Here is a 12,108-nt window from a genome sequence, read left to right on the forward strand (position 1 = left end):
GGCGACTCAGAGGGTGAGAGTAAGTTCAGTAGGGTGACCGGGGCCGACGGTCGCCGATACTTGCGCGACGCGGAGGTGCAGACTGCTCTGCGGCGCGCCGAAATCCGTCAGTTCGTCGGCATCGGGGTAAAACGCTTCGGGCGCGCTGCATGCGATGCTGCGCACGATCGCTCCGCCCGAGAAAACGTCGAGCGTGTATGCTTCGACATCCTCGCCGAGCGGCACTTCGACGCCCCAGCCGTCGCCGTCGATGCGCGTCCGGCGAATCCACGAGATACGCACACCGCCGTTCTCGCGGAACGCTTTCACATGCACCGGTGACAGCGGCAGCAGGGCAGTCGCGCGCGGCGTGACCGTCAGCGCCACCGCCGTGGGATCGTCATGGTTGCGTCCGGCGGCGGCAAGCCGCACCAGGATCGGACGATCCTGCGCGTTCAATCCTTTCGCCAGCGGCACAAGACGCGTGTCGAGGAGAACAAAGGGCGCGCCCGGCGGCAACACATCAGTGATGGCGTAATCGCTGCCAGCCTGCCCGCGCAGCAGGCGCGACAGTTTATACGTGCCGCTGTCCACCAGCTCCGCATTGGCAAACTGTAGGATCTCCCAATCGCCGTTCGGGTTCTGCACCGCCGCCGCATTGGCGCCGGCGAGCACGCGGGCATCGGACACCGACGTGAGCAGGCCGCCGTAGAGACGCACGCGCAAGGCGTTGCCACGGTCCCATCTCCCTGAGGCTCCGGCCGGCAGCGGATCGAGCGTTTCGCCCGATGTCGAGGGCGCTGGAATAATCGCCTCCGGCTGAAAACCCGCACCGTCCGGCGAGGTCCATACCGTCACCGACGTCGGCCAGGGGCTGGCGAAGACGGCGAGCCGCGTCAGGACCGGCGGCTCCGATGACTCGATCATCGGCAGATCGAGCACTGCAACCTGAACCGGTCCGATCGCAGCTGGAATTCCGGGTCGCGTCGGCCGCGGCGTCGACAGCGGCACGGAGAAGACTTCGGGATCGATGCTGCGGGCAGTGACTTGCCGCGCTTCGGCATCGAGCAGTGCGCTGATTTCGAATAGCCGTCTCCGCCCGTTGATCGTCACGGCGATCACATCGCCCGGCGTGAGCGACAGGCATTGCGGGCCGAGCGAGAACGCGGCGCTTTCGCGGCCGGCCCACAAATCCTGAAGCCAAACCTCGGTTCGGCGCATCATCGCCGCGTCATCGCTGACAACCGCGAGATCGGAGTGAACGCTTCGGTTCGAACCACCGTCCAGCCGGCGCGAGGTCACAGCAGAGCGCCTGTAATCCACCGTCCCGTCGGTAAAACCAAAGCGCGCTTCGCGCGGCAATTCGGTTTCCTGCGCGCGCGTGAGCCGCGCCAGCCCGCCGCCGTCCGTCAGCACCAGATCGTCATCCGAAAATTCCGCAACCGGCGCGCCGCCCCGCGAAACGAAGCGCAGCGTTCCGTCTGCCGCGGAGGCATCGAAGGCGTAAGCCCCGGCGAGCGGTTCGATCATGGCCCGCGGCGACATCGGCCGGTCGACCACGTAGCCGTCGCAGCTCTCGCGCAGCGCCGAGGTGTCGGCGCCGGTGACGCCGCAATCGGCAAGAAGCGCCTGCACCAGCGCGTCCATCGGCGCCGCGCCGAGACGGCCGGTGAGCCAATGCCCGGTCTGCCAGTTCGGTCCGTCGCTCTAGACCTCGGTCGCGGCGGGAAACGCCGGATATGGTCGCGCATCCCAGGTCCAAAGGTGGATCGCGGACGGCTCGATCATGCGGCTCCCATAGATCGGAGAGACGGGATTGTCGGCATCCGCCGCGCCGAGCGATGGATCCAGCTTGCCGAGAAAGGCTTGCAGATAGCGGCGCTGGACCAGATCATCGCGGCTACCGCTCGAGAAATACGGCAGGTGGTTTTCCGACGATTTGGGATCGGGAAACACGTTCGGTTGGTTGGCGCCTTTATCTACCGCCGGACAGCCGACCTCCGTCAGCCAGACCGGCTTGCTTTGCGGCGCCCACGCGGTCGGGCTTGGAAGCTCGACCCCGCCGACCCGCTCATAATGCGCTGACGACCACCACGACTTGATGTCCTTGACGCGGAATGTCCACGGCTTGCCAAGTCCATCGGTAATCGGCGTGCGGTTCTGCGCGGCGCGCGCCGAGTCATCTGTGTAATACCAATCGAAACCCTCGCCGCCATAGACATTCTCCGCGAGGTAATCGAGATCATAGGTCGAGGTTGCGACGCTTGCGTCCAGATGTCCGGCCTCGTCACGCCAGTCCGCGAGCGGCGCATAGTAGTCGATCCCCACGGCGTCGATCGCACTGCACGCCCACAGCGGATCGAGCGGAAAGCGAACCTCGGACGCACCGGCGTCAACGACATCCGCGCCATATTCTGTCCAGTCCGCGCCATAGGTCACGATCGTCGACGAGCCGACGATGGATTTCACGTCCACCGCAAGCGTCACCAGCGCATCGACGGCAGGATAGATGCCGGCCCCCGAGCGCACGCGCGTCAACGACCGCAACTCCGAGCCGATCAGAAACGCATCGACGCCTCCCGCGGAGGCCGTCAGGTTGGCATAATGCAGGATCATGGCGCGGTAGTTCCAGCTTCCACTCGTGAAGAAGCTGGCGACCTGCGTCGCCGCCGGCGCGGTGCCCTGCGGCGAACCCGTTTGTCCCGGCGCGGGATCGCAAGTGATGCGGCCGCGCCAGGGATAGGCTGGCTGCGACGAGGCTCCGCTCCACGGATCGCTCAGGCCGTTACCGGCCGGAAGGTCCATCATGATGAAGGGATAGAACGTGACCTTGAGGCCGCGCGCCTTCAGTTCCGCGATCAGATGCCTCACGCTGGCGTCCGACGGCGTGCCGCCGAAGGCCGGACGACCATCGACCTGTGACACCACATAAGCGCTTTCTCGTGTCACCCCCGCCACCGACCAGTCGCTGCCGCGCGTGATCTTGCTCGCGCTGTCGACGCCGGGACGCACCACGCAACTTCCGGCGCGAAGGTCCGATCCGAACCACGCCACCACTACGGCCACGCGTTCGAGATTGGGGCACATGCCCTGCAAGTCATCGAGCGCCGCGATCACGTCGGATTCGGCATTCATCACATGCCGGTTTTCCGGCGCCGACTGACCCGGACCGAGCGACCGCACGACGGCGGACGGCTCATAGCCGAATTCGGTGGTGCCGGGGATCAGCGTCACGGCACGTACCATCCGTTCGAGTTGGCCTATGGGGCGGATGATCTCGAACGAGAGCTGCGGAATGCGGTTGCCGAATTTTGCCAGCGGCATCCGCTCGAACACGACATAGGCGAGCCCGCGATAGGCCGGCGCGTTGCTCGCCCCTTCTTTTGCGACGATCAGGTCGTCCGGAGCCTGATCCTCGGTGCCGCGATGGACCCGGAAGCTCAGGCCGGAAACATCGAGAGGGCTGCCGTCGGCCCAAATCCGCCCGACACGGCCGATGACGCCGTCGCAAAGACCAACCGCGAAATTAGCGAAATAGCTGTAAGTGGTGGTCGTCGTGCTCGGTCCGCTGAACAGGCCGCCCTTGCCGCCGGACGACGAGGTTTCGCTGTTGACGGCCTCTTCGAGCCGCGTCGCCCAGATCACCTGACCCGACAGCCGCGCGCGTCCGTAAACGCGCGGAATCGGCGCGCCCTCGGTCGAGGCCATCACATCGAGATCGGCGAGGCGCGGCCCGACGATCGTCTGGTTTCCTGGCCCGAACAGCTTACGATCGACGACATTTCCGATCAGCGCGCCGGCGAGGCGTCCGGCAATTGCACCGGCCGGCCCGAACAACGCGCCAGCGGCGCCGCCTGCGACGGAAAGAACCAGCGCTGCCATCAGTCCGAAACTCCGGGAAAACGAAACGCGTAAGCCAGCCGTCGCCGCCACCACGGCGCAAGCACGATCTCGCAGACGGCCGCGCCGTCATGCGCATGAATCATGGTGCGCTCGCTGGAAGCGATCGCGACATGCTTGGCGACAAACCCGTCACGCCACCGAAACAGCAGCACGTCGCCCGCTTCGAAACCGTCGCACGTGACCGGAACGAGATCGCGCAGCGCCGCCGCGGCCAGTGTCTCGTCGCCTTTTGCTTCGGCCCAGTCCGGCGCGTAAGGCGGCGGCGCTTCCGGCTCATCGCCGATGCAATTGCGCCAGACGCCGCGCACGAGGCCGAGACAGTCGCAGCCGATCCCCTTGAGCGAGGCCTGATGCCGATAGGGCGTGCCAATCCAGGCGCGGGCTTCCGCGACGATGGCCGCGCGGGTCGAATACGCGCAAGTCACGAGCGGCTCCTTCACAACGCCTTGCTGCCGTTGCCGTTGTCGGGCGAACCGGGCAGCGGATAGCTGACGACGAAATCGTTGCCGGGAATCTGCGGAAAGCCGCGAAAATTGTCGGTGTTGGCAAAGCGGTCGCGGCAGGTCGCGAAACTCTTGTCGCAGCCGGCGGTGATCACGAAGCTGTCGCCGATGGCTATCGGCTCCGCCATCGCCTGCCACAGCGATATCAGCGCCTCACCCGCGACGACGCGGTGCTGTTTGACTTCAATCGCAAGCCCGGCATTGGCCCCGCTGGTCCAGTTCAATCGCCCCGCTGTGAACCAGCCGCCGGCAAAGCCAACAAGGCCCGAGACGGCAAGGATCGACGTTCCTTCGATTGCCGTGACCGTCCCACTGCTGCGAAAGGTTGAGCTGGTCAGATCGACACGGCATTTTCCGTCGCCAAGATCGACACCGCACCGCGCCGTAAACAGGCGTCCGCTATCCTGCGTCAGCGCATCCGCGAGCCCGCGCAATTCCGCGGTGAACGCGGCCCCCTCGCGCCGGACCTCTCCAATGGTGCCGCGGGCGATCAGGATCTTCAGCGAGACGTCGCTCCAATCAACCAGCCAGGTCGCAACCTCGGCGGCGTCGTAACGTCCGGCGGAGAGATCGGCTTCGCTCAGAGTATCGTCCGAGAATGCCCCCGATATCTCGGCGCCATCGACAGCCAGATCGAAGCGGCTGGTGGCTTCCGACGCGGTAAAACCAGTTGCGGCGCGACAGACGACGCTGCCGATCGTCAGATCGCAATCGTGATCGGTGAAGCCGAGCACGACGCCGTCGCGCCGCGTCACAATCCAGCAGCGCGCCAGAGTGGTCGCGCCGGAATCGAGTTTTGCCTGAAGCGCGGAGGGAATGCTTCTCACGTGCGGATCTCCACCAGCGGAATCTTCGGAATGGCGCCGGCGGCGAAGGTCGCGAGATCGACTTCGAGATAGTCGGTGTCGAACCGCACCGGCACGTCGAAATTGAATCCGGCGGTGACAGCCGCTCCCGGCGGCGGCGTGTGCCCCGGAAGAAACGTCACAACGCCGGCGGTGGCGTCGCAGGTGAAGGCCGATCCCGCCACCATCTCGCTATTGGCAACCGCGACACGCACGCTGCCGTTCACCGGCTTGGCGATCACGCGCGCATAAGGCGCGAACGCGCCGCCATATGTCTTGATCAACTGAAACGTCGATGTCGTTCCGTCTCCTATTCCGATGACCTGATCGAGCGGCGAGATAACGCTCCCAGTCGTCGCGGAACCGCAATCCAGCCGGTCACGCCAGCGAAAGCCGTAAAGCCTTCCGCGCCGCTCCTCGAAGAAAGCAATAACAGCCTGCAAGGCATCCAGCGTCTTGACGCCGTAGCCGGCGTCAAAGCGCCGCCGCGACTGCGCCCAGCGCGCGTTGCGCGCCTCGCGGCCCGAGCCGAAGCTGACGATATCGGTTCGCCGCTCCGGCCCGCCCGCGCTCTTCAGCGCGACGTCGAGCGGAAACAGCACTTCGTGAAAGCTGGTCATGTGTCACAAGCTCCGCTGTCCTCGCGCCACCGCGCGCGCGATCTGGCCCGCGATGTAACTCTCGGAGCGGCGGAAGCTGTCGATGTCGGGCGTCGCGATCTGCACCGTGATGCTGTTACCGCCGCCCTTGCCGGAAACGCCAAGCCGGCCGTCGGACCCGCGCGCCAGCGGCATGATCGCTTCTGGTCCCGCCTCCCCGGCGAGACCAACGCCGCCATCCATCATCGGAAAATAGCTAGGCGTGCCGATCACGCCGCCTGTCGCGAACGGCTTGATCGAGCCAAGCGCGTTGGACGCGGTCGAACCAATGCTGCCAGCAAGCCCCGAAAATAGGCTGGAGATGCCGCTGGTCAGGCTCGCCGTCAGCGGCTTGAACGCCGCCGTCACGGCGAGACCCGAGACGCGCAGCGCCAGCGTCTTCAGCACGTCGTCGAACTGCTTGCCGCCGACGACCGATGATGAAAAAGCCTGCGTCATCGCTCGTGCAAAACCGCCTGCGCTGATCGTCAGCGCCTGGGTCTTTGCGGTAAGGCCATCCAGCGTGCTCGACGTATCCTGCAAACTCGTGTCGTCAGTCATCGCGTCCTCCCTTGGGCGGCGCATCCGGAAACCGTGCCTGCAATTCATCGAGCTCGGCCCGCGCCAGCGGCGCGGTCGCATACCCCTGGATCGCGCGGATCGCCTGCGCCAGTTCGCGCGGCGTCATCCGCCAGAAATCATCCGGCGCAAGACGCAACACGCCGAAGCCGAAGCCCATTGCCTGTTGCCACGGGAACGGCTTCATGGAGCCCCACTCTCGTCGAAGGTCGCGCCGATCAGATCCGCCGCGATCCTGACGAAGCCGGCCGCGCCGCCCTCCACCGTCATCACGGCCACATCATCGTCGCTGACAGCCTCTCCCGCACCGCGCAGGCCTGCGCCGATGATACGGATCAAGTCGCGCGACGACACTCGCCCCGAACCGAACCGCTCCGCGAGCGTCATCAGGTCGCCAGCGCCGAATGCGGATTCAAGCTCCGCCAGGGCGCCCAGCGTCAACACCAGCGTGCGCTGTCGTCCGCCAAGCTCGGCACCGATCTCACCGCGATATTTGTTGGGCATTTGAATCCTTTCGTCTCACAGCGCCGTAAACGTCAGAGCGCCAGCGGACTCGAGCGAAAGATCGAACGTCACCTCGCCATTGTGTTCGCCCGCGAATTCGAGGCTTGCGATCTGGAACGGACCCTCGATGGCACCGAAGTCCGGCACCACCACCTGACAGTCATTGATCGTGCCGTTGAAGAATGCCTGTCGAACCAGCGCGTCGGATCCGGCGTCCTTGAACAGACCGCGTCCCGACAGCGACGCTCGCCTGACGCCGGCGCCCGCGAGCAACTCGCGCCAGCGGTCGGTCGATTCCGCGTTCGTGATATCGACAATCTCCGCGTTGAACGCGATCCTGCGGCTGCGCAGTCCCGCCACCGTGACGAAGCTCGAGCCATCGCTCATCTTCAGAAGCAGGTCCTTGCCTTTTTGTGCGCCCATGACGGCTCCTTGATTAGGTTGTGGGTTCGGTCACGGCACGGAACCGCACCTGTGTGTGATAGGTGCGGCCGTCGGATTCGCGCCGGATGTCGGCGACCGCGAAGCGGAAATTGACCAGCCGGTGAGCGACGAGCGTCAGTGGCGCGTCGTCGAGAGCCTGCAACACCGCGCCGGCGATGGCATGAGCTTCGCTTTGGCCGCCTTGACGGGAACGCGCATGAAGCGTGATCTGGTGCTCCTGTGTCGGCCCCTCGTCAACCGATGCGTCGGTGATGCGCGCCTCGCCGATCGAAACGTAAGGCAACAGCGCTCCGCGCGGCGGCTCGTCATAGACCCGCTTGCCGCCGAGCACGGCCTGAAGGCCGCTGTCGGCCGCGAGCGCATCGTGAACGGCAGCGCGAAGCGCTGCATTGGCGCTGGTCATGATGATGTCCTTTTCGAGAATGCGAGAACGATCAGAGCGAATGGACGCGGTAGCTCGCGATCATGGCGCCGACGCTGGCCGGCATCATCGCGACGCTCTGGCCGATGGCGATAAGGCTGCGGTTCTCGTACCAGTGCGCCACGAGCGTCCGCACCGCATGGCGGAGCACATCAGGCACGTCGGTCGCGCTCGTACCAAATCCGATCTCGACATCGAGCTCGATGCCGGCGCTGGCGCGGCCCGGCAACACCCAGGCGGACGAAACGATCACGCCTGCCGTCTTGTCGAGAACGAACGTTCCGACGTCGATCGGTGCGGCGATCCCCGCAGAGTCGTAGACGCGCGCCGCGGTGAGCGCCCGTAGCGGTCCTCGGCCCAGCTTGATGCGGCCGTCATTCGGCCACTGGTCCAGCACCAAGCGCCAGGTCTCCGCGATCAGAGCACAGCGAGTCATCGCTTCGACATGGCTTCGTGCCGCCGCGATCAGCGACGCGATGATCGCGTCGTCGTCATCGTTCTCCGCGCGCAGGAAGCTCTTGGCCTCTTCGACCGACCATGGTTCGACCGCAGGTCCGGTCAGGAGTATCGACGGCATCGGATATCCTCGCTGTGACGATGCATATGTTGACAGACACGCGACGCGATGGCTCACATCGCTGCATGATTCAAAAATTCATTCGTTTGGCTGCAGCCGCGACAGCCGTGATGCTGACGCACCCTGCCCTTGCCATGGTCGGCGGCGGCGGCGCGCCTTCGCCTGCGGTGGCGAACGCAGTCGTCACCATCGTCGGCTCGCGCGGCTCATCCTGCACCGGCACGCTGATCGCGCGCGATATCATCCTGACCGCCGCGCACTGCATCGCACCCGGCGTCACCACCAAGATGGTGGACTACAAGAGCCAGCCGCCGCGCCTGCTCGATATCAAGCGCGTAGCCGTGCATCCGCAGTTCAACCCGCAGAGCGTGCTCGCGCACCGCGCCACCGCCGACATCGGCTTGTTGCAACTCGCCGCGCCGCTCGCTGTGCAACCCTTCCGGATCGGCGGCGCGTTGATGCCGATCAACGTCGGTCAGCGCCTCACCGTCGTGGGCATGGGCGTCGCAATCGTTGGCGACGGCCGCAGCGGCGGCGTGGCTCGCGCGGCGAGTCTTGCGGTAACGGGGCAGCCCGGCACCTTGCAGATCCGTCTGGTCGATCCCGCAACCCATAATGCGCGCACGGGCCTCGGCGCCTGCACCGGCGATTCCGGCGCGCCGGCGATGCTCGACTCCAGCAGCGGCGCTATCATCGTCGGTGTCGTGAGTTGGTCGACAGGACCGAACAACGCGTCAGGCTGCGGCGGCCTTACCGGCGTCACGCCGCTCGCGCTCTACCGCGACTGGATTCTGACAACGGCGCGAAGCTGGGGCGCTGGGATATGAAAAAGGTTCGTCCCTCACTTCGGAATGTAGCTGCCTTCATCGAGCCTTCTGATAGCCGTCGCCGCCTCCCCGTTCTGTGGCTCGATGCCGGATTCACGGATACTCTCAAGAGCATTGCGAGCCAAGTCCGGATAGAGCGCGAGGAGCGAACGCGCCGTTGCCAACCGAACCTGAACGTTCGAATGTGAAAGCAGCGGCAACAGCGCCCTTCGCTGATCGCCAGGCATCTCCTTAAGCTCCGCCCTTATACGCTCCATCTTTTTGTACAAGCGACTGTACTTAGCATTGTCGATCACATAGATCGCATCATATTGCGCAAGGCCGATCTCGACGAACTGAGTGACGAGACTTTGTACTCGAGCGTCGTCCCATTGAACGGAGGTCATCACCTACTCCTTTACGCGCAGGATATTCAACTCCTCTCGCATTTGCTCATTCCAGCTCCTGCCGCGAAGATAGTCCCGTGGCGATAAATCACCATAATCCGGGCTAGGCGTAGAGTACCATCCATTGATGCGAAGATGTTCGACCTTTGAAATCCACGCCGCATTCTCCGCTCTATCGCAACTTGATGGCGATGACGTTGCGAAGCTGGCGGAGGCCGTGAGCTACGTCGGCTTGAAAATTCCACGATCAAGGTTAAGCAAGCACATGCCGGCATCGCCAGATTGAGGTAACCATCGCGAAGATGCAATAGCCTCAATTTTCCTGCGAGCCTCGTCAGACACAACAGCCAGCGTGAGCTTGGCTGCCTGCAGCTGAACCTGCATGTTGGGGTGGTTATAAAGCGCTATCAATGCGCGTCGTTGATCGCCTGGACGTCCTTTCAGTTCTTCCGAGACTTCCATCATTCGATCGAAGAGACGATTGAATTTTGTGAGTTCGTTGCCGAGAAGCGCGTCATCCTGTGCGGCAGTGATTGCCGCAAATCGAACGACCAGCTGATCGACGGCCATTGCGTCGAGTCTAATTTTTCTGAAGATCATGGCTTGAGAAAGTATGTCCTTGAGGACATGCGCTCCAAAAAGGAAAGCGGCGCGATTATACTTAGCATTGTCAGACTACATAAATCGCATCATATTGCGCGATGCCGACCTCGATGAACTACGCAACGAGACTTTGTACTCGGGCGTCATCCGATTTGAACGGAGGTCATCACTTAAGCACTCCTTTACTGCGCAGAATCTTCAATCCCTCTTGCATCTGCTCGTCCCAACTCTTGCCGCGAAGATAGTCACGACAACGGCACGGAGTTGAAATGCGAGGATATAGGGAGCGAGCCGGTTTAATCCCGCTTCAATCCCGCCAGCTTCAAGTCACCATCCATGATGGCCAGTGCCATGCCGGCGTCGCCCGCCTGAGGCATCCAGTGGCTCTCGGCGATAGCCTCGATTTGCTGGCGAGCCTCAACGGGCAAAACCTCGCGCGTGTGTATCGCGGCTTTGAGCCTGACCTGCATATTTGGATGCTGATAAAGAGATGCAAGCGCCCGTCGCTGATCACCGTCCCGCTTCTTCAGTTCATTCGATAGTTCAACCATTTGTTTAAATAGGCGATTGAATTTTGAGGTCTGGCCCCCAAGCAATGCCTGATCCTGCGCAACACCGATCTCTGTAAAACGCTCGACGAGATCAGGAGAGCTCATTTCTTTCAAGTTGGCGCGTTTCATTGGCTTAGAACCTTGAATTTAACTAGAGCAAGGTTTGTCTCTGTCGTTCCTCACTTTGGAATATAGCTGCCCTCATCAAGCCCGCTGATTGCCATTGCAGCCTCTCCATCTTGTGGCTCGATGCCAGATCTGCGGATACTTTCAAGCGCATTGCGAGCCAAATCCGGATAGAGCGCAAGAAGAGAGTGAGCCGCTTTCAGTCGAACCTGTACGTTCGGATGGGAGAGCAGCGGCAACAGAGCCCTCCTTTGATCGCCAGGCATCTTTTTTAGCTCTGCTCTTATACGCTCCATCTCCTTGTACAAGCGATTATACTTAGCATTGTCGATTACATAAATCGCATCATATTGCGCTATACCGACCTCGACAAACTGCGCAACGAGGTTCTTCACAAGAGCATCATCCGGCTGAACAAATATCATTACTTGAGCACCCCATTCTTGCGCAGGATTTTTAGTCCTTCATGTGTCTGCTCATCCCAACTCTTGCCACGAAGATAATCTCTGGGCGACCGACCATTATATTGCTCGTTGGCCCTTGAATAGTAACCGTTGATATCGAGGTGCTTTACGACAGGAATCCGCACCGCATTTTCAGGGCTGTCAATCCGCACGCGCCCGAATTGCAGCCTGTTTTGCGCGAGTTGACCAACGATGTGATGATCCTGGCAGCCGGGCTCGCTGGGCAGCTGCGCGCGGGCTTGCAACTCCTCGAGCGTGCGCGGCGGATCATTTGCTGATTTGATCGCCGCCGTCTCTCCTCTAAGTCCCTCGGCTTGCCGCAGCGCCTCGAAAACTGAGTCAGCGGCAGGCGACATAGGACCGACGACGCGAAGATATTTAATCACTCGGCGAATAAGCTCGATCGGTCGTTCCCCTGGCTTCCGGGCAGCTGGTGGAATCTCCGGCGGTTCTTCGGTGGACGGCGGTTCTCCCGCGAGCCGCACGCCGTCGATCGTGTTATCGCGCGGCGTGATCTGAAAGAGGCCGAGACTGCCTCCTCCTGCGCCGCCATCCGTCCATTGCCCGCCATCGGAATTGCCCGCCGGCACACGCGGCTGGTTTGGATTGTATTTCCAGGCCAACGTCGGAAACGCTTTGGCTACATCTGCGCCGGGCGGGAGAAACCGCGCGGCGTCAGGACGAACCCAACGTGCCGCATCCGGCCGCAGCCATCGTGATTGCTGATGGCGCAGCCAGGCTTCGTGATGCGATGGCAT

The 12,108-nt window shown here is 62.9% G+C and carries 15 protein-coding genes and 1 pseudogene; 1 reads left to right on the forward strand and 15 read right to left on the reverse strand.

What is annotated here, in order from left to right:
- Positions 1–6: 6 nt before the first annotated feature.
- From GGQ85_RS11815 to GGQ85_RS11860, 10 genes and pseudogenes are all read right to left on the reverse strand, one after another.
- A pseudogene (locus GGQ85_RS11815) lies at positions 7–3,861 on the reverse strand (baseplate multidomain protein megatron).
- Positions 3,861–4,307: an NlpC/P60 family protein gene (locus GGQ85_RS11820; protein ID WP_309774672.1), complete on the reverse strand. Its 447-nt coding sequence runs from the start codon at positions 4,305–4,307 to the stop codon at positions 3,861–3,863. Before GGQ85_RS11820 ends, GGQ85_RS11815 begins: the two are co-directional and overlap by 1 nt.
- An 11-nt stretch (positions 4,308–4,318) precedes the next feature.
- Positions 4,319–5,212 (reverse strand): phage/gene transfer agent baseplate hub protein, encoded by an 894-nt coding sequence (locus tag GGQ85_RS11825; RefSeq protein ID WP_309774673.1) that lies wholly within the window; start codon positions 5,210–5,212, stop codon positions 4,319–4,321.
- Positions 5,209–5,850 (reverse strand): phage distal tail protein, Rcc01695 family, encoded by a 642-nt coding sequence (locus GGQ85_RS11830; protein ID WP_309774674.1) that lies wholly within the window; start codon positions 5,848–5,850, stop codon positions 5,209–5,211. Before GGQ85_RS11830 ends, GGQ85_RS11825 begins: the two co-directional genes overlap by 4 nt.
- Positions 5,851–5,853: 3 nt before the next feature.
- Positions 5,854–6,429, reverse strand: coding sequence for a phage tail tape measure protein (locus tag GGQ85_RS11835; protein WP_309774675.1), 576 nt, complete (start codon positions 6,427–6,429; stop codon positions 5,854–5,856).
- Entirely contained in the window at positions 6,422–6,634 is a 213-nt protein-coding gene (locus GGQ85_RS11840) for a rcc01693 family protein (RefSeq protein ID WP_079446228.1), read from the reverse strand. Before GGQ85_RS11840 ends, GGQ85_RS11835 begins: the two co-directional genes overlap by 8 nt.
- Positions 6,631–6,951, reverse strand: coding sequence for a gene transfer agent family protein (locus tag GGQ85_RS11845; protein ID WP_309774676.1), 321 nt, complete (start codon positions 6,949–6,951; stop codon positions 6,631–6,633). Before GGQ85_RS11845 ends, GGQ85_RS11840 begins: the two co-directional genes overlap by 4 nt.
- A gap of 15 nt (positions 6,952–6,966) precedes the next feature.
- On the reverse strand, positions 6,967–7,374 hold the full coding sequence (locus tag GGQ85_RS11850; RefSeq protein WP_079446226.1) for a phage major tail protein, TP901-1 family: 408 nt from the start codon (positions 7,372–7,374) through the stop codon (positions 6,967–6,969).
- A 13-nt stretch (positions 7,375–7,387) separates the two neighbouring features.
- The gene (locus tag GGQ85_RS11855; protein ID WP_309774677.1) at positions 7,388–7,798 is read right to left on the reverse strand and encodes a DUF3168 domain-containing protein; all 411 of its coding nucleotides are present in this window, start codon (positions 7,796–7,798) and stop codon (positions 7,388–7,390) included.
- Positions 7,799–7,829: 31 nt separating this feature from the next.
- Complete coding sequence (locus GGQ85_RS11860; protein ID WP_309774678.1) at positions 7,830–8,393, reverse strand: head-tail connector protein; 564 nt, start codon at positions 8,391–8,393, stop codon at positions 7,830–7,832.
- A 65-nt stretch (positions 8,394–8,458) separates the two neighbouring features.
- Here GGQ85_RS11860 and GGQ85_RS11865 point away from each other — a divergent pair, with 65 nt between their 5' ends.
- Positions 8,459–9,220, forward strand: coding sequence for a S1 family peptidase (locus GGQ85_RS11865; RefSeq protein WP_309774679.1), 762 nt, complete (start codon positions 8,459–8,461; stop codon positions 9,218–9,220).
- Positions 9,221–9,234: 14 nt separating this feature from the next.
- Here the strand turns inward: GGQ85_RS11865 and GGQ85_RS11870 are convergent, their stop codons facing one another.
- From GGQ85_RS11870 to GGQ85_RS11890, 5 genes are all read right to left on the reverse strand, one after another.
- Positions 9,235–9,606, reverse strand: a complete 372-nt coding sequence (locus tag GGQ85_RS11870) for a DUF2019 domain-containing protein (protein ID WP_309774680.1) — start codon at positions 9,604–9,606, stop codon at positions 9,235–9,237.
- A 222-nt stretch (positions 9,607–9,828) separates the two neighbouring features.
- On the reverse strand, positions 9,829–10,176 hold the full coding sequence (locus tag GGQ85_RS11875) for a DUF2019 domain-containing protein (RefSeq protein ID WP_309774681.1): 348 nt from the start codon (positions 10,174–10,176) through the stop codon (positions 9,829–9,831).
- Positions 10,177–10,505: 329 nt separating this feature from the next.
- Positions 10,506–10,889, reverse strand: a complete 384-nt coding sequence (locus GGQ85_RS11880; RefSeq protein ID WP_309774682.1) for a DUF2019 domain-containing protein — start codon at positions 10,887–10,889, stop codon at positions 10,506–10,508.
- Positions 10,890–10,939: 50 nt separating this feature from the next.
- On the reverse strand, positions 10,940–11,311 hold the full coding sequence (locus GGQ85_RS11885; RefSeq protein WP_079446221.1) for a DUF2019 domain-containing protein: 372 nt from the start codon (positions 11,309–11,311) through the stop codon (positions 10,940–10,942).
- A complete protein-coding gene (locus GGQ85_RS11890) occupies positions 11,311–12,108 on the reverse strand; it encodes a hypothetical protein (RefSeq protein WP_309774684.1) in 798 nt (265 codons plus the stop codon). Before GGQ85_RS11890 ends, GGQ85_RS11885 begins: the two co-directional genes overlap by 1 nt.

Origin of the sequence: Nitrobacter vulgaris (assembly GCF_031453995.1) — a bacterium.
Lineage (GTDB): Bacteria > Pseudomonadota > Alphaproteobacteria > Rhizobiales > Xanthobacteraceae > Nitrobacter > Nitrobacter vulgaris.

Coding starts and splice junctions, on each gene's coding strand:
- GGQ85_RS11885 (WP_079446221.1), bottom strand. CDS start 11,311: ATGATATTTGTTCAGCCGGATGATGCTCTTGTGAAGAACCTCGTTGCG.
- GGQ85_RS11840 (WP_079446228.1), bottom strand. CDS start 6,634: ATGAAGCCGTTCCCGTGGCAACAGGCAATGGGCTTCGGCTTCGGCGTG.
- GGQ85_RS11850 (WP_079446226.1), bottom strand. CDS start 7,374: ATGGGCGCACAAAAAGGCAAGGACCTGCTTCTGAAGATGAGCGATGGC.
- GGQ85_RS11880 (WP_309774682.1), bottom strand. CDS start 10,889: ATGAAACGCGCCAACTTGAAAGAAATGAGCTCTCCTGATCTCGTCGAG.
- GGQ85_RS11855 (WP_309774677.1), bottom strand. CDS start 7,798: ATGACCAGCGCCAATGCAGCGCTTCGCGCTGCCGTTCACGATGCGCTC.
- GGQ85_RS11890 (WP_309774684.1), bottom strand. CDS start 12,108: ATGCCATCGCATCACGAAGCCTGGCTGCGCCATCAGCAATCACGATGG.
- GGQ85_RS11875 (WP_309774681.1), bottom strand. CDS start 10,176: ATGGCCGTCGATCAGCTGGTCGTTCGATTTGCGGCAATCACTGCCGCA.
- GGQ85_RS11835 (WP_309774675.1), bottom strand. CDS start 6,429: ATGACTGACGACACGAGTTTGCAGGATACGTCGAGCACGCTGGATGGC.
- GGQ85_RS11865 (WP_309774679.1), top strand. CDS start 8,459: ATGATTCAAAAATTCATTCGTTTGGCTGCAGCCGCGACAGCCGTGATG.
- GGQ85_RS11845 (WP_309774676.1), bottom strand. CDS start 6,951: ATGCCCAACAAATATCGCGGTGAGATCGGTGCCGAGCTTGGCGGACGA.
- GGQ85_RS11870 (WP_309774680.1), bottom strand. CDS start 9,606: ATGACCTCCGTTCAATGGGACGACGCTCGAGTACAAAGTCTCGTCACT.
- GGQ85_RS11860 (WP_309774678.1), bottom strand. CDS start 8,393: ATGCCGTCGATACTCCTGACCGGACCTGCGGTCGAACCATGGTCGGTC.
- GGQ85_RS11830 (WP_309774674.1), bottom strand. CDS start 5,850: ATGACCAGCTTTCACGAAGTGCTGTTTCCGCTCGACGTCGCGCTGAAG.